Source organism: Chloroflexaceae bacterium, from assembly GCA_025057155.1.
In the GTDB taxonomy this organism is placed as follows: Bacteria; Chloroflexota; Chloroflexia; order Chloroflexales; family Chloroflexaceae; genus JACAEO01.
The window spans coordinates 69,403-93,596 of sequence record JANWYD010000006.1 but is presented as its reverse complement, the minus strand read 5'-3'; the positions used below and the strand labels follow the sequence as shown (position 1 = coordinate 93,596).

General features: G+C 67.7%; 16 protein-coding genes and 2 pseudogenes. 11 read left to right on the top strand and 7 right to left on the bottom strand.

Going from position 1 to position 24,194, the window contains the following annotated elements; genetic code table 11:
- Positions 1-24: 24 nt before the first annotated feature.
- From cas3 to NZU74_06565, 3 genes are all read right to left on the bottom strand, one after another.
- Positions 25-2,169 carry a type I-D CRISPR-associated helicase Cas3' gene (gene cas3, locus NZU74_06575; protein ID MCS6880980.1) on the bottom strand — a complete coding sequence of 715 codons (2,145 nt, stop codon included), beginning with the start codon at positions 2,167-2,169 and terminating at the stop codon, positions 25-27.
- Positions 2,170-2,749: 580 nt separating this feature from the next.
- Complete coding sequence (locus tag NZU74_06570) at positions 2,750-3,124, bottom strand: HEPN domain-containing protein (GenBank protein MCS6880979.1); 375 nt, start codon at positions 3,122-3,124, stop codon at positions 2,750-2,752.
- Positions 3,114-3,488, bottom strand: coding sequence for a nucleotidyltransferase domain-containing protein (locus NZU74_06565; protein MCS6880978.1), 375 nt, complete (start codon positions 3,486-3,488; stop codon positions 3,114-3,116). Before NZU74_06565 ends, NZU74_06570 begins: the two co-directional genes overlap by 11 nt.
- A 254-nt stretch (positions 3,489-3,742) precedes the next feature.
- Here NZU74_06565 and NZU74_06560 point away from each other — a divergent pair, with 254 nt between their 5' ends.
- The gene (locus NZU74_06560) at positions 3,743-5,095 is read left to right on the top strand and encodes a hypothetical protein (GenBank protein ID MCS6880977.1); all 1,353 of its coding nucleotides are present in this window, start codon (positions 3,743-3,745) and stop codon (positions 5,093-5,095) included.
- Between the two features lie 92 nt (positions 5,096-5,187).
- Complete coding sequence (locus NZU74_06555) at positions 5,188-5,763, top strand: RDD family protein (protein MCS6880976.1); 576 nt, start codon at positions 5,188-5,190, stop codon at positions 5,761-5,763.
- Between the two features lie 332 nt (positions 5,764-6,095).
- On the opposite strand, the gene NZU74_06550 is transcribed toward NZU74_06555, so the two are convergent.
- Entirely contained in the window at positions 6,096-6,884 is a 789-nt protein-coding gene (locus tag NZU74_06550) for a response regulator transcription factor (GenBank protein ID MCS6880975.1), read from the bottom strand.
- Between the two features lie 420 nt (positions 6,885-7,304).
- On the opposite strand from NZU74_06550, the gene NZU74_06545 reads away from it, so the two are divergent.
- A complete protein-coding gene (locus NZU74_06545; GenBank protein MCS6880974.1) occupies positions 7,305-10,610 on the top strand; it encodes an efflux RND transporter permease subunit in 3,306 nt (1,101 codons plus the stop codon).
- 339 nt (positions 10,611-10,949) lie between these two features.
- A pseudogene (locus tag NZU74_06540) lies at positions 10,950-11,165 on the top strand (biotin/lipoyl-binding protein).
- Here the strand turns inward: NZU74_06540 and NZU74_06535 are convergent.
- Positions 11,122-11,259: pseudogene (locus tag NZU74_06535) on the bottom strand (murein L,D-transpeptidase). The pseudogenes NZU74_06540 and NZU74_06535 overlap by 44 nt on opposite strands.
- Positions 11,260-11,528: 269 nt before the next feature.
- Between NZU74_06535 and NZU74_06530 the strand changes: the two are divergent.
- The 6 genes from NZU74_06530 (at position 11,529) to NZU74_06505 (ending at position 17,892) form a co-directional block, all read left to right on the top strand.
- Positions 11,529-12,401, top strand: a complete 873-nt coding sequence (locus tag NZU74_06530) for an efflux RND transporter periplasmic adaptor subunit (protein ID MCS6880973.1) — start codon at positions 11,529-11,531, stop codon at positions 12,399-12,401.
- A 460-nt stretch (positions 12,402-12,861) separates the two neighbouring features.
- Entirely contained in the window at positions 12,862-13,491 is a 630-nt protein-coding gene (locus NZU74_06525) for a TetR/AcrR family transcriptional regulator (GenBank protein ID MCS6880972.1), read from the top strand.
- Between the two features lie 45 nt (positions 13,492-13,536).
- A complete protein-coding gene (locus NZU74_06520) occupies positions 13,537-13,911 on the top strand; it encodes a 6-carboxytetrahydropterin synthase (protein ID MCS6880971.1) in 375 nt (124 codons plus the stop codon).
- Positions 13,912-14,037: 126 nt separating this feature from the next.
- Positions 14,038-15,120, top strand: a complete 1,083-nt coding sequence (locus tag NZU74_06515) for a glycosyltransferase family 4 protein (GenBank protein MCS6880970.1) — start codon at positions 14,038-14,040, stop codon at positions 15,118-15,120.
- Between the two features lie 79 nt (positions 15,121-15,199).
- Complete coding sequence (gene polX, locus NZU74_06510) at positions 15,200-16,948, top strand: DNA polymerase/3'-5' exonuclease PolX (GenBank protein MCS6880969.1); 1,749 nt, start codon at positions 15,200-15,202, stop codon at positions 16,946-16,948.
- Complete coding sequence (locus NZU74_06505; protein ID MCS6880968.1) at positions 16,945-17,892, top strand: ring-cleaving dioxygenase; 948 nt, start codon at positions 16,945-16,947, stop codon at positions 17,890-17,892. Before polX ends, NZU74_06505 begins: the two co-directional genes overlap by 4 nt.
- 7 nt (positions 17,893-17,899) lie before the next feature.
- On the opposite strand, the gene der is transcribed toward NZU74_06505, so the two are convergent.
- Positions 17,900-19,246: a ribosome biogenesis GTPase Der gene (der, locus tag NZU74_06500; GenBank protein ID MCS6880967.1), complete on the bottom strand. Its 1,347-nt coding sequence runs from the start codon at positions 19,244-19,246 to the stop codon at positions 17,900-17,902.
- A gap of 100 nt (positions 19,247-19,346) precedes the next feature.
- Positions 19,347-21,443 (bottom strand): glycosyltransferase family 39 protein, encoded by a 2,097-nt coding sequence (locus NZU74_06495; GenBank protein MCS6880966.1) that lies wholly within the window; start codon positions 21,441-21,443, stop codon positions 19,347-19,349.
- A 166-nt stretch (positions 21,444-21,609) separates the two neighbouring features.
- On the opposite strand from NZU74_06495, the gene lon reads away from it, so the two are divergent.
- Positions 21,610-24,117: an endopeptidase La gene (gene lon, locus NZU74_06490; GenBank protein MCS6880965.1), complete on the top strand. Its 2,508-nt coding sequence runs from the start codon at positions 21,610-21,612 to the stop codon at positions 24,115-24,117.
- Positions 24,118-24,194: the final 77 nt, after the last annotated feature.

Below are 24,194 nucleotides of genomic sequence, written 5' to 3'. Positions count from 1 at the left end.
CGTTACCCCTTCCAAAACCTTGTCTTAGCAAATGAACGGGGCCTCCCCGCCCTCCAGCGGGCGGTTGTGCAGGCGGCTATCCAGCAGCAGGGCCTCGCGTCCGAAGGCGACCGCGCCGCGCAACTCACCGCCCTCGCTATCCACACGGTAGGGCCACAGGCGCATACCCGGCGGCAGATACGCCTCGCGCCGCACCTGGAGCGGGTCCTTGCCCGGCACGATCAACGCCACATACTGGCGCCGGCTGATCTCGCAGTTGAGCTGGTTGAGAAAGTCATGCCCGTTACAGTCCACCCGTGTGCCCTTCGGCAGCACCACCGCCACCTGCTGGCGCTCCGGTCCCCAGCCGGCCACCTCGGGTGGAAGCAGGACCTGCACCCGTTCCGGCTGGGCGCGCAGGGCGCGCCAGCGGAAGAAGAAGTGTTGCCAGCCCCGCCGGTAGGGCGCGTCGGGTTTCTCCAGGCGCCGCACGGCCGCGCAGAACTCGTCCTGGCTCAGGAGTTCCAGATGGCCATTGGCCAGCAGCCAGAACAGGTCGTAGGTCACCACGTCGCCCTCATCCTCCTTGATCACGCCGCAATCAAAGGGGCTGCCGCCGCGGAAGGCCCGGGCCTCCTCGATAAGCGGCCCCTCGCCTTGATCGCGGCGCGCCTGCGCTTCGCGCAAGGCGTCCCCGATGCGGCTCTGCGTCAGCCTGCCATACTGCCGCAGCAGGTCTGGGGTAACCGAGGCGTAGGTGATTTTGAGCGGCTTGCTGGAGAGGATCTGGATCACGCGGGCGGGAACGAAGCGCCCCCAGCGGCGGGCGTAGGCCGAAAAACTAGCCGGCGGAGGGAACGCCGCCTGAATGGCGCGCGCCAGATCCGTGCGGGTGTAGGTGTCGCCATCGCGCAGTGGAGCGCCAGCCCCCGCTTCAGGGATGCTCAGCCGCTCGTAGACAAACGGCGGCACGAGCGCATAGGCAGCGAAGGCCTCAAACTGCCGTTCGGCGCCATCGCGATCAATGAAGCTGGTATGGCGTCCCAGGCGACCGAGACGCTGCAAGAATGCCCCGGCGTTAAGCGCCTCGAAGACCAGGAAATTGATGCGGAAATCCACCCCCACATCCACCGTCGAGGTGCCGATCAGCAGATCGGCCTGGTAGGAAGCCTGGCGCATCCGGTAGCCGGTGATGCCCGTGTTGCACTCCACGCTCAGGCCCGCGCGCGCGAAGAGCGGGCGCAGGCGTTCGGTCAGGCGCAGGGCCGTCGCTACCGAGTTGACGATCAGCGCCCCCTTCGCCGCCGGACGCTGCTGGCGGAACCAGTCGAGGATGATCCGCTCGCCATCGGCGGCGATCCACGTTTCGGCATTCTGGGCCGCGAAGTGAAGCGTACTGGCCTGCAGAATCGGGCGCCATCCCGCGCCGGGGTCGGCCCCTTGGTGGTACCAGCCTTCGCACTGGGGGTCGATCAGCCTGATCCGGTCGTGGAGGCCTGCCCGCTCGAGAAGCTGGATAGCCTCGTTGCTGGGCGTTGCCGAGAGAAACAGGGTTTTGAGCCTCGGCTGCTGCGTGCGCAGGAACAGCAGCCCGGTGAGCGCGGCAATCACCTGGGGCGTCTCGAAGATGTGAAACTCGTCGAAGGTCAACTGCTCGAACAGCAGCGGCAACTGACCGGTCACGTGGTCGGGACTCCGTCCGGGCCGCTGGTAGTGAAACTGCATGATGGCGTGGAAGATATCGGGATTGGAGAGAGTAAGGCGATGATCCTTCAAGACTTTGACAAGGGCATCGGGCCGCTGGAGCGCCTCGACCTCCGCCGTCAGCGCGTCGATCCGCGCGCCGTAGAGCGTGCCCGCCCATGCCTCGGCGCGTCCCCAGGTAGGCAGGGTCAGCCTGGCGCTGCGAAACTGATCCTGGATCAGTTCATTGGTGGGGAAGAGCGCCAGCGTTCCATTGTGGCGCGAGTCGGTGAGCAGCGGCAACAGCCCGGCCAGACTCTTGCCATCGCCAGTCATGGCGGTATTGAACACCACGTCAATGTTGTCGTCGCGGAGAGCCTGATAGGTGGCCAGTTGGTGCTGGGAGAGACGCCAGCCTTCGGGCAGGCGCGCTGCCAGCTTTGCTTCGGCAGCCACGGCCGCCGGGTCAGCCAGGCGGGAGTAGACGGGGAGGGTGTGAAGGTGCATTGGTTATTACCTGATGTGGGAGGTTGAGAAAACGCTTATGCATTCTGTCATTACATAACGCAGCCGCGCGGGATCCCGTCGTAAACGTAGCCGGTTCGGGGGTAAGCAGAAACCTGGTTTCCCCGCACTTTTCCCCATCTCCACCTCCGTACCTGCATTCGTTGTGCGTAGCCGGTTCCGGCACACAGCATACCCGGTCGCCGTTACCGTCACCTTTCATGCGCCCGCGCTGCGCGACGCGGAGAGGGTATTCCTGGTCATCGGGCAGGAACAAGCGGAGTTCCCCTGCTTCCCCTATGATGCCACAGGCACGGTTCGCAAATGCGCCCATGAGGGCCGTCGCCATATGTGCCTGGATGAGGGGAAAGCCGGTTTTCCCGGCTCTGGTTGAGGTTTACCGCAGAGTACGCGGAGGATCGCGGGGGATTGGCCTTGTACGAGCCGCTGCGCCCTCTGCAGCGAATAGATCGGGGGAGAACCACAACAACAGCGCCCCTCATCGTGAGGGGCGCTGCGACGGTACGACCCTGGTTGCCGTTTCTTCCTACCCCGCCGCCTCCGCTTCGATCAACGCTTCCGCTCAGGCCGCCACCCGGCGCGCCAGGGTCAGGGCCTGTTGATACTCCGCTTCGGTGACCGGCTCCCCGAAGCCCGGATAGCGTGACTCCCAGGCGAATCGCGTCAGGTCGGCGGCGTCCCAGATCGATTCAGGAATAACCATTCCGTTGCGCTCAAGGCCGTACAGTAGATCGTCAAGATCGTGCGTGTAGCGGAAGGTCTGGCTGCGCGCCCGACACACCGCCTTGATGGCTTTCTCGGCAGCCTGTTGCGCGTGAAAACAGAGTTGTTCGTAGACGGCCCCTTCGGGCAGCGGCGCCTGCGCCATCGCCAGGTCGCGCCGGGCATAGACCAGCCATTGGCCTGCTGAACCGGGAACGGAGCGCTCAGATGGCACGGTAGATCTCCTTTCCCTCGGTCAGGGCAGGGTAGATCACCAGTGACGGCTCGTGCGCGAACCGGGCCACATCGCTCTCGGTCACAACCACCACATCTTTCGGCGTCCCCAGGCGGCGTAGCGCCGGGTAGATCTGCCGTGCCGTCTCGCGACGATGAGCGCTGTCGGGCATGATCACGAGGACGTCCAGATCGCTATCCTTGTGCATCTGGCCGCGCGCCGCCGAGCCGAAATGATGCGCTTCGGTTGCACGGCTGCGACGATCCGCCGCACCAGCTCCTCGATAATCGGCGCCAGATCCGCTTCGTCCATCGGTTGCCTCGTGGTACGTGGGGCCAGCGGCTCGTTCCTCGCCACCAAGCATACGCCTCGTGCGCCTGGTTGTAAAGTCTCGCCGGAGCGATCCGGGGCGCCTGCAATGGCGTTGCCGTAGCCTGGTGAAGCCGCTGGCAAAGCGCGCGGCGCATCTTCCGTCCTTCCGGCTAGGGCAAAGCGGAAAGGCTTTCGCCTACAATGAGGCGATAGGGGAGCCATCGCGCCCACGCCTCTACTTCCCCGTCTGGTGAATGTATGGCGCAACTCTCAGGGTTGCGCGCCACAGGGCAGTACAGGTCTTCTATGTCAAAACCTTCCTTTAACGAGGCTCTACGCCAGCTCGATCAGGCGCTCCAGCGCCTGGAGACGGCCGCAACCGAGGCGGAGAGGCTTCCGCCGACCCCGTCGGAGGCCGCGACGTCGCCTGAGGCGCCTCCAGCGCCCCCCGGCGGGGCTGCCCTGCCCGCGCCGCCTGGTCCCCGCCCGCGCAGCCGGCGGCGGTTCGCCGCGCATCGAGGCGCCCGGCGCCCTGCTGGCGCTCCAACCCCGCCCCCCGCCGACACGCCGGCGCTCTGGTTGCGCGATGCAGACGCGCCCGTCGAGCGCGGCGCCGCCGCGCCGCCGGAGCCACGCGCGCCCGCGGAACCGGTTGCCGTTCCGCCCCCTCCGCCGACCGAGGCGCTGCTGCGCCTCGTTGTCGGAGCGGCGCTCCTCGGTCTCGATGGGCTAACCGCCCGCGCGGGGGCCTGGGAGGCGGCCGCCGGGATCAGCCGGCCCGCCGAAATTGCGCCGGGCGACACCGAGCAGAGCGGCGCGGGGCGCTTCCGCCACGCGCTGATCGGCTGGCTCTTCGAGGCCGAGGCCCACCTGCGGCCTCGCGGCAATCCCATTGCCTGGCTGCGCGCCGTGGTGGCCTATCTCTTCGGGACGGTCTTCTCGGTCGTGATCGAGATGCTGCCCCTCCCGCGCTTCGGCGCGCGCCGGGGTCGCCGGGCCGGCGCCGATCCTACCGACGAGGATACGCGGCGCTGGGTCAGCCGGGGCCTGGCCGAGGAGGCGCCGAGCCGGCGCTTCGCCCGGGCGGCGCTGGAGGATCTGCTTCATCGCGCCATCATCTATGCCGCCGAGCGTCCTGCCGTCGCCCAGGCCCTCGGCGTGATCGTCCGCTCCCCGGCTATGGACGACGCCGTCGAGCACATCGTCGCCGGGCCCGTCGTCGAACAGGCCATCGAGCGCGTCGCCGCCAGTCCGAAGCTGGATACGGTGGTGGCGCGAGTGGCGGGCAGCCCGGAGCTGGATACGGTGATTGAGCGCGTCGCCGCCAGTCCGGCTCTGGATGGGGCGGTCAGCAAAATTGTGCGCACCCCGGCGATGGAAGACGCGATCACCTATCTGGCGGAAACCCCGGCCATGGACCAGGCTATCGCAACGCTTTCCCAGAACCCGGCCCTGGCCGATCTGGTGCGCTCGCAGAGCGGTTCACTGGCCCGCGACATTTTGAACGATGTGCGTAGTGGAGCGATCCAGGGCGATCAGGGTCTGGAGAACCTGGCCCGGCGCCTGCTCCGCCGGCCTCCGCGCGCCTCTCTGCCGCTCGAGGCGCGCGGTCTCATGATTGGCGAAAGGACCGGTGAGTCTGAGGCCGACAGCCGATAGCCGATGAATCGCCGCCAGTGGTTTCGTTGCGGGGCGGGCGCGTAGCACATGCGCGTCTGATGCCAATTCGATTGAACCAGAAGGAGAGGCCGATGATTGCCAGTTTCTCCGCGCGCAGGCGCCGAGCGCGCTCTTCCGGGGCCGGCGAGCGCTTTGTCGGCTACGCCGGCTTCGTCACCCGCGCTATGGCGATGGTAATTGATGTGCTGATAATCTTTGGCGTCTGGGTCGTTGGCGCCATTATCCTCGACTTTCTCTGGCGCACCTCAGGCATCGACCAGGTGTTCCGCTGGCTGTTCGGAGCGTCCGGCTGGCTTGCCATGGAACGAATGCCCCTGCGTGACCTGCTGCTTGGCTTCGCCAGCCTCCAGTTCTTCTCCTTTCTTTACTTCACTGCGTTCCTGGGTCTGGGCGGGGCGACCATTGGCAAGTACCTGCTGGGCCTGCGCGTGCTCCACGCCGATGGAACGTCGCTGCGCATCGGCAGGGCCGCCCTGCGCACCCTGGCCTATAGCCTCTCATCCCTGCCGCTCTACCTCGGCTTTCTCAACGTTCTGGCGGACGATCGGCGCCGAGGGTGGCATGATCGGCTCACCGGAACGGTGGTGGTCTACCACTGGCGTGACTATCCCGAATCGCTCACCGTCCAGAGATCGGTAGAACCCTAGACCCCTGTGTCGCAACCCGGAGGGTTGCCGCAACGCAACCCGGAGGGTTGCGGCACAGTCAGGTTCCTTGCACGTTCACTCCCTCTCAGCATCTTCTCAGGTGCCGGGTTTCCCGGCGCATCCTCGCGTCGCATTCGCTATTCGGGCCATTGGGACGCCCAACTCCCCCCTCTCCTGCTCGCGGGAGAGGGGAGCGAGAGGGTGAGGGTCGTAAGTGCGCTGGAATGCTGAAAACCCCTTCTCCCTCGAAAAACCCTTACACCTGCGGGCGCCCTACCCCGCCGGGGAAGGGTTGGGGAGGGAGCGGGGGTCTAGCGAAAAACGTTGTTTCCTTAGTGTTCTTCGCCTGACGTCAGCATATAGCCTGCGCCGCGCACGCTCACCAGAAACGTCGGGGCGCGAGGGTTGGGTTCCAGCTTGGCGCGCAGCCGGTGCACGCGGGCCTTGATCAGTTCGCGGGCCTCGTCGGGCGCGCAGTGGTAGCCCAGTACGTCGCGGGCCAGGCGTTCAGGGGAAAGCACTTCACCGTTGCGATGCGCCAGGTAGAGCAGCAGATCGAATTCGCCACTGGTGAGCGGCAGGACCCGGTTGCCCAGCGTCGCCCGGCGGCGGCGCGGGTCAATCTGTAGCGCGCCGATGCGCAGAGGGGCCTCGCGGGGTTCGCTGACCTCGTAGGGGTTGTCGTGAAGCTCGGCAATGCGCAACAGGGTGGCGCCCAGGTGCCGGAGGGCGGCGTGATGGGCGCTGCGAGAGCGCCAGTGTTCCAGCGCCCGCTCCACATATCGCTCCACAAGGTCGAAGGTGAAGGGTTTCCGCAGGTAGGCGCGCGCGCCGAGGTTCAGGGCTGCAATCGCCGACTCGAGCGTCGCCGCGCCGGTCAGGACGATCAGTTCCAGGTCGGGGTGCAGGCGGCGCGCGGCGGCCATCAGGGCGATCCCGTCGCCTGTGTCGAGCGCGACTTCGGTCATCAGCAAGGTGAAGGATTCACTGCGGAGAAGCTCCATAGCCTGCTCCGCGCTGCCCGTGGCGACAATCGCGTGTCCCCTGGCGCGAAGCTGGCTGTCGAGGGCGGCGCGAAGGTTCTGGTCCTCCTCTACGAGTAGAATGCGTGGCTTGTTCATCGGGTGCCCCACTGCCTCAGCAGGATGTCCGGTTGTGCCGCGACACGCCGGGGTGCGCAGGCGCTATGAGCTACGGCGGCTTCGCTCCGCCGTGATGTGGGACGCGCACAGGGCGCCAGACTCCGCCGGTGTGCCAGAGCACGTAAACGGCAGTACGATACCAGGTTCGGCGCTGACGGTGCAAGCTCCCGCGCTCCTATTGCGTAGAGAGGTAGTGGTATGGTGCCATATGGCACATACGCCCCGGCGGGCGTTATGTGGGGCCTTGGAGAGCTGTCCTGCCAGGACGGCTCTACCTGAGGGAACCCAGAGGTAGAGCCGTCCCGCCAGGACGGATCTACTTGCGCGTCAGAAGACTTTACGGTAGAGTAAAGATAACGTCTTTGCAAAGGATGTGCATATCCTATCCAGGAGAAGGTAATGGCAACCGGCCCCAGCCAGAAAGAGAAGCTCAACGGCCTCTGGATCTCCGATATGTCCATCCGCCAGCCGGTGTTCATCACCATGATCATGCTGGCGGTGCTCACCTTTGGCATCCTCGCCTTTCGCACCACGCCCGTCAACCTGCTGCCCGATATTGACATCCCGGTGATGGCGGTGTCGATCACCTACCCCGGCGCTGGTCCGGAGAGCGTCGCCGATCAGGTGGTCAAGCCGATTGAAGATGCGGTCAATACGCTGGCGGGCCTCGAGGATATCACCTCGCAGGCCAGTGAGGGCTTTGCTCTCATCCTCCTGGAGTTCAAAGCCGGCACGGACATTCGCGAGGCGGAACAACAGGTGCGCGAGAAGGTCAACGCGGTGCTCCCCACCCTGCCCCGCGATGTGCGCCAGCCGGTCTATGAACGCTTCGACCCTAACCAGGAACCGATCATGGCCATCGCCGTGGCCGGTACCGCCGGGCAGTCGCCCCTGGAACTGCGTCGCATCCTTGATGATGAGATTGTGCCCCTGTTGCAGCGCGCCCAGGGCGTTGGCTCGATCAGCGTCAGCGGTGGCGAAACTCGCCAGATCAACGTGCTGATGGACCTGGAAAAGCTCCAGGCCTATGGCATTTTGCCCTCCCAGATCAGCAATTCCCTGCGCCAGGCCAACACTAACCTGGGCCTCGGCACGATTACCCAGGGCGACCAGGAGATCAGCCTGCGCGTCCCGTCGTTGCTCCAGACCCCTGAGGATATCGCCCGCGTCCAGATCACTGGCACGCCATACCGCGTCGGCGATGTGGCCCGCGTCGAGGACGGCGTGGCCGATGTGACCCGCATCTCGCGCCTCAATGGCAGCGACGCGATTATCCTCCAGGTCCGCAAGCAGAGCGGGGCCAACACCGTCGCCGTGGCCGACAATGTGCGGAAGACGCTCGCCGAGGTGTTTGCCAGTCGCCCTGACCTGACCTACACCATTCCTCGCGACGACTCCGAGGCCGTGCGCTCGTCGGTCGCCAGTTCGCTTGAAGAACTGGTCTTCGCCTCCATCGCGGCCTTCGCTGTGGTCTGGCTGTTCTTCCGCAACCTCCGCAGCACGATCATTACCATGGCCGGTCTGCCCATTATTCTGATCGGCACGTTTATCTTTATGCCGTTCTTCGGGCTGACCATCAACCTGATCACCCTGCTGGCGCTGTCCCTCTGCGTCGGTCTGGTGATTGACGACGCGATCGTGGTCCGCGAGAACATTTTCCGCCATATGGAGCGGGGCGAATCGGCGCGCGTGGCCGCGTCGAAAGGCACCTGGGAGGTTGGTCTCTCGGTAGTGGCGATGACCCTGACCATCGTCGCCGTGTTCGTGCCCGTGACCTTCGCTGAAGGCACCGCCGGCATCGTCTTCAAGTCTTTCGGCCTGGTGGTCTCCATTGCCATTCTCCTCTCGCTGGCCGAAGCGTTCACCCTGGCCCCGATGATGTCGGCCAACGTCTTCCCCGGCGCCACGGTCAAGCCGCACCAGCATACCGGGCCGCACCACGACGCGGTTCCCGGTCTCAAGCTCGATCATCTGGAGGGCGAGCATATCGAGCGCGACGCCGGGCTGATCCACGAGGCCCAGGAGGATCCCGGGCGCATGGGGCGGGCCTATGGCTCGCTGCTGGCCTGGACGCTGCGCTCTACCCGCAACCGGCTGATCGTCGTTGGCATTGCGATTGGCGTGCTGGCGCTCAGCATGGTGGTTGCCAGCGGTCTCAAGTTCAGCTTCTTCCCCGAGCAGGACCCGCACCAGTTTTTGATGGGCTTTGAGGCCCCTCCCGGTACGGCGCTTGAGCAGACCAACAGCCTGGCCCGGCAGGCCGAGCAGGTGCTGCTGGCCGATCCGGCGGTGGAGACGGTGATCGCCAATGTCGGGTTCGCCGGCAACCCTGAACGCGCCGAGTTCTTCGTCAAACTCAAAGGGCGCACGCCGACGGTGCCGGTGCAGGAGCGTTTACGCGACCAGTTGGGCTTCCTGCCGCGGCTCTCCTTCGCCCAGCCGAGCTTCCAGCCCACCAGCACCGGGGTGGCCGGGCGCGAATTGCAGGTTAGCCTGCAAACCACGCGGCCCGTAGCCGAACTCGAACCGGTGGTGCAGGCGGTGATGGCCGAGCTGCAGCGCACCCCCGGCCTGGTGGACGTTGACACGAACTTCCAGTTCGGCAAGCCCGAGTTGCGCTTCCGCGCCGATCCCGGCCGCATCGGCGAGGTGGGAGTGACCAACGACGACATCGCCACCTCGGTGCGCGCGCTGATCAACGGCGACCGGGCCACCGTGCTGCGCCAGGACGGGACCGACACCGACGTCGTGGTGCGTCTGGAGCCGGAGGATCGCAGCGGAGTGGAGGCGCTGGGGGCGATCAGCATTCCCACGCGCACCGGCAACGTGCCTCTCAGCGCCCTGGGCACGGTGGAACTGGCCTCCAGCCCGGTGACCATCCGCCGCTTTGACCGCCTCAACCAGGTGCTTATCGGCGCGAACCTCGAAGGGGGGCGCAATCTGGGCGAGGTGCAGGCCGAAATCGCCCCGCGCATCGCTGCCCTGGGCATTCCGAGCGATGTGATCGTGAGCTACGTCGGCACCCTGCAGCAGACCAGCGAGGGCTTCGAGTCGCTGTTGCTGGCAATGGGCCTCTCGGTGCTGTTCGTCTACATGGTGCTGGCCTCGCAGTTTGGCTCCTTCTCCCAGCCGCTCGTGATCATGATGGCCATGCCCTTCAGCTTCATCGGCGCCTTCCTGGTGCTGCGCATCATCGGCATTGACCTCGACATCACGGGCATGATCGGCCTGATCATGCTGCTTGGTCTGGTGGTGAAGAACTCGATCCTGCTGGTGGACTTCACCAACCGCCTGCGCGAGCTGGGGCTGAGCAAGCACGATGCGCTGCGCCTGGCGGGGGCCATCCGCCTGCGCCCGATCCTGATGACGGCTCTCTCGCTGATCGCCGGGGCCTTGCCCACGGCGCTGGGCCTTCACGTCATCGCCACCGGTGAGGGCAGCGAGTTCCGCAAGGGGCTGGCCTGGGTAATCATCGGCGGCATGACCACCTCGACGTTGCTGACCCTGCTGGTGGTGCCGACGGTCTACAGCCTGATGGACTCGGCAGTCAGCCGGTTCTCGGCCTGGGTGCGGCGCCGCATTCCGGCGGCGGCGCAGCCAGAAGCGCCCGCGCTCCATGTCGCGCCCGCCGCGCCCGCTGGCGATCCGCCCATCCCATCGTTGCCCGGCCCGGCGGCGCCAACGTCCGAGCCGTCGGCGGATTAGGCGAGGTTTGACGAGCGGATTTCCCTGGGAGGGCGAAGCCCTCCCAGACCCTCCCAGGGGCAGGGGAGTAGAGAAACCTGGTTTGTGCATATTCCTGCAATCGGCATCGGGGCGCCGCTCCTCACCCTCCCCCGCCTCGCTGCACTCGGCGCGCCCTCCCTCTCCACCTGCGGTGGAGGGGGAGGAGGCCCGGGGAGGTTGAGGATCGTTCCCCTTACGTCATATGGAGTCTATTCCGTGTACCAGAAGATTCTCGCTATTGTGCTCCTGGCTGCGGCCCTGGGCGCCTGCGCCGCACCCACCACCGCGCCGCAGCCTACGGTAGAGATCCGTCCAACGATGGTGTTGCCGACCACAGCGCCCGCAGGCGCCGGCGACGCCTCCGCGCCCGCCAGGCAGGTCGCGCCGACGCCCGCGCCCGTTCTGAACCCTGGCGTCACCGCCTCGGGCGAGATCGCCGCCCGCAGTTCCGCCGAGCTGAGCTTCCGTGTGCCGGGCGTCGTCGCCGAGGTGCTGGTTGAAGAGGGCGCGCGGGTGCAGGCTGGCCAGGAGTTAGCCCGGCTGGACCGGGCCGAGCTGGAGTTGCAGGTGCGCCAGGCTGAGGCCGCCCTGGCCCAGGCGCGGGCCAACTACGACCGGCTGGTCGAGGGCGCCAGCGCCGAGGAGATCGCCGCGGCCCGCGCCCAGGTGGCTCAGGCCCAGGCGGCGCTGCGCCAGGCGCGGGGCAGCGTCACCGACGCCGACATCGCCGCCGCCGAGCAGGCCCTCCAGTCGGCCCTGGCGCGCCAGGCGGAGATTGAGGCCGGGCCCAGAGCCACCGATCTCCAGCAGGCCGAGGCAGCGGTGCAACAGGCCGCGGCCAATCTCGAACTCCAGCGGGCCAATCTCTCGGCCGCCAAGACCAGCGCCCAGTTGCGGATGGAGCAGGCCGCCAACCAGCTCCGCGACGCCCAGGACGCCTACAGCACGATCTACTGGCGCAACCGTGAACTGGAGAAGTTGCCCGTCGAGTTGCCCCGCGAGGCCCGCGACCGCGAAGCGTCGGCCCTGCGCGCCGTGCAGACCGCCGAGGCCCAGCTTGAGCAGGCCCGCGTAGCGTTTGAGCAGGCGCAGCAGGCTGAAATCGAGGGCCTGCAGGCCGCCGAGGCGCAGCTCCGCCAGGCCCAGGCCAGCCTCCAGCGGCTGCTCGATGGCGCCACCGCCGAGCAACGCGCCGCCGTGGCTGCCCAGGTGGCCCAGGCCCGGGCCAACCTCGAAAAGCTCCGCGGCGACCAGCGCGCTGGCGGTCTGGAGGCCGCCGAGGCCAGCCTGGCAGCCGCGCGAGCCAACCTGGCGCGCATCACCGCCGATCCCAGCGCGGCGACCCTGGCCGCTGCGCTGGCCCAGGTAACCGCCGCCGAAGTCGCCCTGGAATCCGCCCGGCTCAATCTCGACAAGTCGGTGCTCCGCGCGCCCTTCGACGGCATCGTCGCGCAGGTCAACATCGATCCCGGCGACCCGGTGGGTACCGCCGCTCTCCCGGCCATCCAGATCGTTGACATAAGCGAACTGCGGGTGGAGGTCAATGTCAGCGACACCGACGTGGCCCGTGTGCGTGAGGGCATGCCTGCTGACGTGAGCCTGGACGCCATTCCCGGCAAGACCTTCGCTGGAACGGTGACCTATGTCGCGCCGACTGCTACGGTGATTGGCAATGTGCGCACCTACACCGTGCGCATCACCCTCGATACCCTGGACCCAGCGCTTCGGGCGGGGATGAGCGCCAGGGTGAGCATCAAAACCGAGGGGTGATTGAAGCCCCGTCAGGCGTCCTCCGGGTCCGGGGCGCGGGCGCGATCCGGGAGGCCGGGGCCTGGGGAAACCCGGTTTCCCCAACCTCTAGCCGGTGCAGGGGCGTCTGCCACCGCAGCGGGCCGGGGCGCGGGGCCAGCCGGGGGCGGGCGCAACCAGGTAGGCCGGGGCCTGGGGAAACCCGGTTTCCCCAGCCTCTAGCCAGTGCCGGGGCGCCTGCCACCGCAGCGGGCCGGGGCGCGGGGCCAGCCGGTGGGCCGGGGCGGGCGCAACCAGGTAGGCCGGGGCGCCTGCCACCGCAGCGGGCCGGGGCGCGGGGCAACCCGGTGGGCCGAGGCCCGGAGAAACCCGGTTGCCCCAACGTCTGGCCGGTGGCGGGGCGCCTGACACCCCGGTGGGCGGGGTGCCGGGCAACGCGGCTGCCCCGTGTTGAAAAACAGAGCGAATCGAAGAAGATGCTATGACCCACTCACTCCGCGAACGCCGTCGCCAGATGCTCCGCGAGGAGATCCTGGAGGCCACCCACCAGTTGTTGACCGAGCGTGGCTACGCGGCCATGTCAATGGACGAACTGGCCGCCCGCGTGGGGGTCTCCAAGCCGACGCTCTACAACCAGTTTCCCACCAAAGAGGATCTGATCGCGGCAATGGCGACCCAGTTAATCGAGCGCATGCTGGCCCTGGTCGCCGGTGAGCGCTCCGCTTCGCCGCTGGAACGGCTCCTGCGCTTCCTGCACACCAGCGTGCGGCTTCAGGTTGAGCACCGCACCAGCACTATGCAACTGTGGCTGCCGGAGATCGTTGACCTGCTGGAGCGCCATCCTCACTCCCGCGCGTGCTTGAAGCGCATTGACGAAACGATCGTCGCCACCTTCCACGAGGCGATCCAGGCCGGCGAAATTGACCCCGGCGCGGATGTTCCCAGCCTGGTGCGCGTGTACTACGCCCTCAGTCTCACTCCCAGCGTCGGGCGGCTGAGCATCGTTGACGAACCCGACGCCGAACGCCTGGCCGATACGGTGGTGGATCTCTTTCGCCGGGGGTTGCCGCGACCGGCCAGCCCTGTTGCGGCGCAAAACACATCGGATTAATGTAAGGGCAACCTTACAAGGTTGCCCTACAGGGGTTTCCTCAGCATGTACGAAGTCGGCATAGCCACCCACTTCGAGGCTGCCCACCGCCTGGCGGGCGACTTCGGCCCGGCCACCCGGATGCACGGCCACACCTACCGGCTGGAGGTCGCGGTGTCCGGGCCGGCCCTGCGTCCCGATGGGACGCTCTTCAATATCACGACGCTTCAGGACGCGGTGCAGGCCCTGGTCGCCGAGTTGCACTACCGCGATCTGGGGGAGGTGCCAGGGCTGGCCGGGGTTAACACCACCGCCGAGAACGTGGCCCGCTTCTGCTGGGAATGGCTGGCGGGGGCGCTGCGCGGCCTCGAACTGGCGCGCCTCAGCGTGCGCGTCTGGGAGAACCCCGGCGCCTACGCGGCCTACGTGGCTGACTTGTGAGCGCCGGATGGATTTTGGATTTTAGATTTTGGATTTTAGATTTTGGATTGCGGAACAGGGCCACCGTTTCCTCCATACGCGCACCTCTCAATCCAAAATCCAAAATCCAAAATCCAAAATCGCACCATGCGCATTGCCTTTCTCACCGTGGGCGACCCGGCCCGGCTCACGGGGGGCTACCTCTACCACCGTGAGGTGTTTGCCCGCCTGCGCGCCCGGGGCGTAACCGTGACCGAGTTCGTCGCCTCTGGCGCGGACCTGGCGGCGCAACTGGCTGCCGCGCCGGGCCTGGGCGCGCGCTTCGACCCGGCCCCCTTTGACGTGGTGGTAGTGGACGCCCTGGCCTGCGCCGTCTGCGCCCCCTGGCTGGACCGGTGGCGCGCCCGGCGGCCCCTCGTGGCCATGGTCCACGAACTGCCGAGCGTGGCCGCGGGCGAGAACGGCAATGATCGTGCCAGTCCTCCACACCTCCACACCTCCACACCCCCGCCCTCCTGGGAGGCCCCGCTGCTGCGCGCCGACCGGCTGATCGCCGTGAGTGAGGACGGCGCGCGCCTCCTGGTCGAACGGGGCGTGGCCCGCGAGCGGATCATCGTCGCCTCGGGCGGGTATGACCGGCTGCCACGACGCCCCGCGGCGCCCGCCGGCCCTCCCTGGTCGGCGCTGTGCGTAGCGCAGTGGATCCCCCGCAAGGGCGTGCTGGAACTGGCGCGCGCCTGGGGCCGCGTCGCCCGTCCGGGCTGGCGGCTGGAACTGGCCGGCGAGCCGGACGCCGATCCAGCCTACGGGGCGGCGGTGCGCGCGGCGCTGGCCCTGGCGCCGCCGGGCAGCGTCGCGGCTCACGGCCCGCTGAGCGACGCCGCGCTGAGCGATGCCTACGCGCGCGCCGCCTTCTTCGCCCTCCCCTCGCGCTACGAAGGCTACGGCCTGGTCTTCGCCGAGGCCCTGGCTGCCGGATTGCCCGTGCTTGCCTGCGCGGTAGGGCCGCTGCCGGAGCTCGTCGGCCCCGACGCGGGTCTCCTGGTTCCCCCGCACGATGATGCGGCTCTCGACGCGGCTCTGGCGCGCCTGATGGACGACGCGGCCCTCCGTGAACGCATGGCTCTGGCAGCGCAGGCGCGGGTCGCTGCCCTTCCCGCCTGGGAGGGCTGCGCCGCCGCCTTTCTCGGCGCGCTGGAGGCTGCCATCGCCGTCCGAAAGAGGGCGTGAGCCGCGAGAAGCACGGCGCGCCAGATCGTGGTAGCATACAGAGAGGTTCGCCTGCCTGCCCGGGGAGAGGCGCATTGCCATGACCCAGACCCTCTCGAACCGCGATGTCGCGGACATCTTTCTGGAGCTTGCCGACCGCATGGAGATCCTCGGCGAGGATCGCTTCCGGGTGCTGGCCTACCGCCGGGCGGGCGAGGCGATCGCCGATCTGCCCATGCCGCTGGCGGACTATCGCGCCCGCGGCGCGCTGGAGGAGATCCCCGGCATCGGCAAGACTATCGCCGAGAAGATCAGAGTGATCCTCGACACCGGGGCCCTGCCCCTCGCCGAGCGCCTGCGGGCCGAGGTTCCCGACGGGGTGCTCGATCTCCTGCGGGTGCCCGATCTTGGCCCGATGCGGGCGGGCCGGCTCTACCGCGAACTGGGGATCGCCAGCCTCGACGATCTGCGGCAGGCGGTAGAGAGTGGCCGGCTGCGCTCGCTCAAGGGGTTCGGCCCGAAGAGCGAGGAACGCATCCGCCAGGGGTTGGCCGCGCTGGCCGAAGGCGAGCAGCGCACCCTGCTCGGCACGGCCCTGGCTACAGCCGAGTTGCTGCTCGCCGAGTTGCGCGCCGCGCTGCCCGCCGTGCCGCGTCTGGCCTACACCGGCAGTCTGCGCCGCGGGCGCCCGACGGTGGGCGACATTGACCTGCTGGCCGCCGCCGAGGATGCCGCCGCCGTCACTGCGGCCTTCGTCGCCCTGCCGCAGGTGGCGCGCGTGCTCGGCCAGGGCGAGGTCAAAGCCTCGGTGCTGCTCCACAGCGGGTTGCGGGCCGACCTGCTGGTGGTGGCCCCGGAACGCTGGGGCAGCGCGTTGCAGCATTTCACTGGCAGCAAGGAGCACAACATCCACCTGCGCCGGCTGGCGCAGGAGCGTGGCTACAGCTTCTCCGAACAGGGCTTCGCCCGCCCCGACGGTTCGCTGCTCGCCTGCGCGACCGAGGAGGAGGTCTATGCCACCCTGGGGTTGCCGTGGATCCCGCCGGAGCTGCGGGAGGACGCCGGAGAGTTCGAGGCCGCCGCCGCCGGGCGCCTGCCGGACCTCATCCCCCCGGAGGCGCTGCTGGCCGATCTGCACATGCACACGCGCTGGAGCGATGGACGCGCCAGCATCGCCGAGATGGCCGCTGCCGCTGCCGCCCGCGGGCTGCGCTACATTGCCATCACCGATCACAGCGCCTACCTGGGGGTCACCGGCGGCCTCGACGCGGCCCGGCTGCGCGAGCAGGCCGCCGAGGTGGCCGCGGTCAACGCCGAGTGGGCCGCTCGCGGCGCGTCCTTCCGCGTGCTCCACGGGGTTGAAGTTGACATAACAAATGACGGCGCCCTGGCACTGCCCGACGAGGCGCTGGCCACGCTCGACCTGGTGGTGGCCTCGCTCCACGTGAGCCTGCGGCAACCCCGCGAGCAGATCACGGCCCGCCTGCTGCGGGCGATCGCCAACCCGCACGTGGACATCGTCGGCCATCCCACCGGGCGCATCCTCAACCGGCGGCCCGGCGCCGACCTGGACATGGAAGCGGTGTTCCGCGCCGCCGCCGCCCACGGCGCGATCCTGGAGATCAACAGCGGCCCTGACCGGCTCGACCTCGACGCGGCCCATGTGCGCCGGGCGCTTGACCTGGGAGCTGATCTGGCCATCAACAGTGATGCGCACCATCCCGACGAACTGGCCTGGACCCGCCTGGGCGTGCTCACTGCCCGCCGGGGCTGGGCCCCCGCGGAGCGGGTGGTGAACACCTGGCCGCTCGAGCGCCTGCTGGAGCGGATACAGAGGAGAGGGAGATGAACCTGCGAGGCATCCATCATCTGACCGCCATCTCGGCGCGGATCCGCGAGAATTATCGCTTCTACACCCGGACCCTCGGCCTCCGTCTGGTTAAACGCAGCGTGAACCAGGACGATGTCAGCGCCTACCACCTGTTCTACGCCGACGCGAAGGGTACGCCCGGCACCGATCTGACCTTCTTCGACTGGCCGGTTCCGCCGGAGCAACGCGGCACGCGCTCAATCACGCGTGTGGCGCTGCGAGTGGCTGGACGCGCGGCCCTGGAGTGGTGGAAAGAGCATCTCGACGAAGCGGGTGTCACGACGGGGCCGCTGGTCGAGCGCGACGGACGCCTGGCGCTGGATTTTGAGGACCCGGAGGGGCAGCGCCTGACCTTGATTGACGACGGAGGCAGCGGCGAGGCGCACCCCTGGGAACGCAGTCCGGTCCCGGCGGCGTACCAGATCCGGGGCCTGGGGCCGATTACCATAAGCGTGCCTGACCTGCAGCCCACTGACGTGCTGCTGCAGCAGGTGTTGAACATGCGTCCGGAGCGCCGCTACGCGCACCCGGAGCATCCGCGGCGCACGGTCTATGTCTATGCGATGGGACCGGGGGGGCCGGGCGCCGAGTTGCACGTGGCCGAGCAGCCCGATCTGCCGCCGGCGCGCCCGGGGGCGGGCGGGGTGCACCACGTGGCCTTCCGCGTGCCTGACGAGGACTACGATGCCTGGGCCGCGCGGCTACGAGCCTTGCGCATCCCCAACAGCGGCAAGGTGGACCGCTACTGGTTTCGCAGTCTGTATTTCCACGAACCGAATGGCGTGCTGTTTGAACTGGCGACCGATGGGCCGGGCTTCGCAGTGGATGAAGACGAAGCCGCCCTCGGCGAAAAGGTGGTCCTGCCGCCCTTCCTGGAACCACGGCGCGAGGCGATCCTCGCGGGCTTGAAGCCATTGGATTAATCAGCGCCTACTCTTCCTTCCGCTCCCGCGAGCGGAAAACGATCACGATCGGCGTGCCCTCGAAGCCGTAGCGCTCGCGCAGCCGGTTCTCCAGGTAGCGGGCGTATGACCAGTGGACCAGGGAGCCGTCGTTGGCGAAGAAGAGGAACACCGGCGGGTCAACCTGCGGCTGCACGGCGTAATACAGGCGCAAATGTGCGCCTTTCTTGGTAGCCATTGGTGGCTGGGCATGCACGGCCTCGCGGAGAAACTCGTTCAATTCAGCGGTTGGCACGCGCTGCTTGCGGTTGCGCCCGATCTGCCGGGCTACCTCCAGCACCCGGTTCACCCGTTGCCCGGTGAGCGCCGAGATAAACAGGATCGGCGCGTAGTCCACAAACTTGAAAGCCTCGCGCACCTCGCGCTCGAAGGCGGTGTACGTGTGGCTGTCCTTCTCAATCAGGTCCCACTTGTTCACCACCAGGGCAATGCCCTTTTTGGCCTCGAGCACCATCCCGGCGATGTGGGTGTCCTGCGCGGTGACGCCATCGGTGGCGTCAATCAGCAGCAGGGCCACATCACAGCGCTCGATGGCGCGCAGGGCGCGCAGCACCGAGTACTTCTCAATCCCCGGCTGAATGCGCCCGGCGCGCCTGATGCCGGCGGTGTCAATCAGCGTCACCGGCTCGCCGTCGAATATAATCGTCGTGTCAATCGTGTCGCGGGTGGTGCCCGGCACCGCTGAGACCACGCTGCGTTCCTCGCCGGTCAGCTTGTTGAGCAGGCTCGACTTGCCCACGTTGGGCCGCCCGACGATCGCCACCCGCAGGTGTGGCGCTTCTTCGCTCTCGGCCTCAACGGCGGGAAACGTCTCGACCACCCGGTCGAGCACATCGCCGGTACCCAGGCCATGGAAGGCGCTCATCGGAATGGGCTCGCCCAGGTTGAGGGCGTAAAACTCAACCGCGTCGAGGGCGCGTTCGGGATTGTCGCACTTGTTGACCGCCAGCACCACCCGTTTGGCCATGGGACGCAGGATCTCGGCCACCTCGGCGTCGGCGGCGGTCAGCCCTTCACGCCCGTCCACCAGAAAGATGACCGTATCGGCCTCTTCGATGGCGTGGCGGGCCTGTTCGCGGGTGCGGCGGTGCAACTCGCTCTCGGGCAGGCCGGGATCTTCGGGGCCGAAGAGCAGCCCCGCCGTGTCCACCACCGTAAACTCGCGCCCGTTCCAGAAACTCTCGCCATAGAGCCGGTCGCGGGTGGTGCCCGGCACGTCTTCGACGATGGCCCGGCGTTCGCCGATCAGCCGGTTGAAAAAGGTTGACTTGCCAACGTTGGGCCGGCCAACGATGGCGACAATCGGTTTTGGCATCGCTACGTTCCTCCGGGGAGGAATTATACCATTTCAGGTTGTGGTTTTCAGATTGGGGATTACGGCGCTCTTCCTGACCCCGTAGGGCTTCCCCCGTCGCTCAGGGTTGTACCAGGAAGTTGCCGAGCAATGCGGCATCAGGACCGGCCATGGCCACGTCGGCGGCCGGTCCGCCCGTCAGGGGCAGCCGCGCGAAGGTCTCCGGGTCGTAGAGGCCGATGGTCAGACGATAGACCCCGGCGGGCAGAGCAGCCGGCAGATCGATCGGGAGGGGCACGGCCACCTGCTGGCCAGGCTGCCAGGCGCTCGTCGGGGGCGCACTCGCGCCGCCCGGAGGCACGTCAATTCCAGCCACACGCATGCCCGCGGCATCGTAGACATGCACGAAGACCAGCAGATCGGCGTTCAGGGGCGCGCGGACGTCCCACGAAGGGGTAAGGGTCAGGCGCCGGCCCTCCAGGGTGGCGGTGTAGCCCCGCAGACGCACCGCCCGGCCGAACTCCGCCTCCACCGCTGTCTGGTACGGCTTTGGCAACTGGTAGATCCAGGCGTACTCGATGCCGTGAATAGTCACCACATGCAGGGGCAGGCTTGCTCCGGTGATGCGCGCGTAGATGTCAGGGGCGTCGCGCCGCTGGAGCGATTCAAGGTAGACCACCGCGTAGTTGGCCGAGGCGCGGTCAATGGCTTGAACCTCCTGGACCGGCACGGGCACGAAGGGCTGGAGGGTGGCCGGCAGCGCCGAGATGATCTGCCCTTCGCCGATGTCATAGCGAGTGCGCAGCCATGCGCCCACCTGGTCCATCCCCTCGCCCCAGCCGATCAGAAAGGTGCGCTGGGCTACCGGCCCGCCGCCGAGCAGGGGGTTGTAGTAGCTGAGGTAGTAGGGATGGCACCAGGCCAGCAGCGCGCCCTGGAGGGACAGGAGGCCGGCGATCCCGGCAGCGGGCCCGGCAAACCAGCGCCGAGGGAAACGGGCGCGCAACCTGTGCCAGATGGCCAGCAGGCCAGCGGCGCTCAGGGTGAGCAGGGCCGGCCACGCCGGCAGGATGTAGCGGTCGAACTTCTTCGGTCCAGCGGTCATCACCAGCGTCCACAGGAGCGCGAAGGCCGCCAGGGCCAGCAAGGTTGTCCGTTCACGGGCGATCAGGGGATCTTTGCTCGAGCCCCCGTGCCGCGCAATGAGTATGAAACCCGCCCCTACCCCTATAAGACCCGCCAGTTCCAGCGGGGTGACGCGGAAGAGGACCACAACGGGGTAGAACAGCGGGCCGGGATCAGGATCGGGGCTGCCGAGAAAGAACTGTCCATCGCCATTAGGGCGCCCGCCGTTGCTGATAATCTCATCGAGGTAGCGCTCCAGGGCCTGGCCAGGCGCCACCCAGAGGGCGGGCCAGAGCGCCAGCGTCACTGCCGCGGCCACCGCCAGCACCAGCAGGTAGCGCGGCGCCGACCAGGCGATCCCGTGGAGCAACCGCCCGCGCCAGCCTTCTGGCGCCCCGGTGCGCGCCCCGCCCAGAACGAACAGCGCCAGGCCCACAAATGGCAGCACAATGAGCGCCGGGCTCTTGGTCAGCAGGGCCAGGCCGCAGAACAGACCGCTGAGCAGCAGCCAGGGGAGGGGGCGCGCGGCCTGGACGGCCACCAGCGTCGCCAGCACTGCCAGCAGGCACAGGTCGGTCAGCAGAGCGTCGAGATGCAGCAGGCGGCCGTGCGCAACCATGAAGGGCGAGGTGGCCCACAACAGCGCCGCCGCCAGGGCCAGGCCGGGCTGTACCAGCCGGCGCAACAGGAGATACGCCGCAATCAACAACGGGGTATGCGCCAGCGCCGGCCCGAGCCGTAACCAGACCAGGTGGCCCAGGGCGTCGGGGGGCGCGGCCCAGCCCGCAGCGGTCGCAAGGCGCTCGAGGTGCAGCCCTACGCTGCCCAGCCACCACAGCGTCACGCCAGGGTGACCGGTGAGGATCGTCTCGGCCCACTGCCCCGTGCTGATCGCTTCGGCAAAGCGTCCGGTGAGCCGGACCCAGTGGTGGGCCTCGTCAGTGGTAAAGAAATCGCGCAGGCCGATCACCCGAGGCAGCAGCGTCGCCAGTCCGATGAGGAGGGGCAAGAAGAGCGTCGTGCCAAGGGCCAGCGGCCGGGTGGCCGGGCGGCTCAGGGAGGGGGCGTATCTCCTTGTGGCGGTTCCCTTCATAGACGGCCCTTGTTGCGGCGCGATTATAGCACAGGCCGCCAGACCATCTATTAACATTGCGCTAGAAGCGGCGTGCGAATGCCTTCCTGCCGTTGACACTGCCGCCGGCCAATTCCATAATAATTGCAGTGCGGAACGTGTTTCCGCTTTGTCAGGAGCATAGATTATGAGCGAGGCCAACCAGGAAATCCATGAAACTCCGCCAGCCCCCGAGTCGTTGCCATTGATTATGCTCGAGGGCGCGGTCGTCTTTCCCTATACGGTTATCAGTCTGACCCTCGACAGCGATAACGAAGCCGCCGCCGAGGCCGCGCTGAAGAGCAACCGCCTGGTGCTCCTCGTTCCGCGGCGCCCGGACGCCGAGAGCGGCGCTCCGCTGGCTGAGCAGCTCTTCCACGTGGGCGTCGAGGCGCGCATCGAGCAATCCGGCTTGCTCCCCGGCGGAGCCAGCGGCATTGTTGTGCGCGGCCTGGTGCGGGTGGAGCTTGGCGAAGAGGTCCAGCGCGAACCGTACCCCCGCTTCACCTTCACCCGCCGCCCCGACGTGTTCGAGCGCACCCCCGAACTCGAACAGTTGATGGTTGAGGTTCACGCCGCGGTTGACGCCGTGCTCGACCTGCGGCCCGGCGTGACCCAGGAGATCCGCAACTACGTGCGCTCAATCAACGATCCGGGCCATCTCGCCGATAATACCGGCTATTCGCCGGATTACACCTACAGCGAACGACTGGATCTGTTGAGCACCTTCGACGTGGTTGAGCGGCTGATCAAGGTGCGCGAGTTTTATCGCAAGCAACTGGCCCTGCTCGAAGTGCAGGCCCGGCTGCGCCAGGAGGTGCAGGAGGGTTCGGCGCGCCAGCAGCGCGAGTTTTACCTGCGCCAGCAGTTGCGGGCCATCCAGAAGGAGCTGGGCGAAGACAGCCCCGAGGCGGTCGAACTGGAGGACCTGCGCGAGAAGCTTGCCGCCGCCAATTTGCCCGAGGTGGCGCGCAAGGAGGCCGAGCGCGAACTGCTGCGCCTCGAACGCATCAATGCCAGTTCGCCGGAGTATCAGATGGTGCGCACCTACCTGGAGTGGGTCGCCGAACTGCCCTGGGGCAAGCGCACCGGCCACGCCATTGATGTGGCTCGCGCGCGTCAGGTGCTCGACGAGGACCACTACGGGTTGCAGAAGGTCAAGGAGCGCATCCTCGAATACCTGGCGGTGAAGCAGCGCCGGGCGGCGCTGGGCGAGGACGGCGGGCGCGCCAGCCGCGAGCCGATCCTGGCCTTCGTCGGGCCGCCCGGCGTGGGTAAGACCAGTCTGGGCCAGAGCATCGCGCGGGCGCTCGGACGCAGCTTTGTGCGCATGAGCCTGGGCGGCGTGCGCGATGAGGCCGAGTTGCGCGGCTTCCGGCGCACCTACATCGGCTCGCAGCCGGGGCGGATCATCCAGGAGCTGCGCCGCGCCGGGGCCGCCGATCCGGTGATGCTGCTCGATGAGATTGACAAGCTCGGCAGCGACTACCGCGGCGACCCCGCGGCAGCCCTGCTCGAAGTGCTTGACCCGGAGCAGAACCATACCTTTACCGACCACTACCTGAACCTGCCTTTCGACCTGAGCCAGGTGCTGTTCATCGCTACGGCCAATAACTGGGATGCTGTGCCGCCGGCCCTGCGCGACCGGATGGAGGTGATCGAACTCTCCGGCTACATCGAGGACGAAAAGGTGCGCATCGCCCAGAGCCATCTGATTGACCGGCAACTGCGCGCCAATGGCCTGCGCCCCGCCGAGGTGGTCATCGAGGAGCCGGCCATCCGAGCGATCATCAACGACTACACCCGTGAGGCGGGCGTGCGCAACCTGGAGCGCAACATCGGCGCCGTGCTGCGCAAGGTGGTGCGGAAGATCGCCGAGGAGGGCCAGGACGCGGAGGGCCAGGTGGCCGCACCCGCCGCGCCGGAGGAGGGGAACAACGGAGCGGGCGCTCCACTGCCGCTGGCCTCCCCGGTGGTGGTTGACGTAGCCTTTGTGCGCGAGGCCCTGGGCCGTCCGCGGTTCTACAATGAGGCCCAGGAGCGCATTGACCAGCCGGGTGTGGCCACCGGCCTGGTATGGACGCCGGTGGGCGGCGACATCATTTTTGTAGAGGCGCTGGCGGTTGAGGGCAAGCCCGAACTGAAGATCACCGGCCAGCTCGGCGAGGTGATGCGCGAGAGCGCCGAAGCGGCCCTCACCTACGTCCGCGCGCGGGCGCGCGACCTGGGCATCGATCCCCGTTTCTTCGAGACCCACGCCCTCCACGTGCACGTGCCGGCGGGCGCTGTGCCGAAGGATGGCCCCTCGGCGGGCATCACTATCGCCGCGGCTCTGGCCTCGGCAGCCACCGGCCGCCTGGTGCGCGACGATGTGGCCATGACCGGCGAGATTTCGCTGCGCGGGCGGGTATTGCCCATCGGCGGGATCAAGGAGAAGGCCCTTGGCGCGCACCGCGCCGGTATCAAGACGATTATCCTGCCCAGGCGCAATTTGATTGACCTTGACGACCTGCCGCAGGCGATCTTCAAGGAACTTACCTTTGTGGCCGTAGAAACGCTCGACGAAGTGCTGACGACGGCGCTGCGGCCCGCCGGCGCCCCTGCCCAGACCCTGAGCATCCCCCAGCCGGATAGCGAACTGGTGCCTGAAGGGTGAGTCCGGGCTTCTCACAGCCTGCCTCTGGGGGCAGGGGATTCGAGCGGGTGGCGCTTCCGCCCGCCAGGACCGGCAGG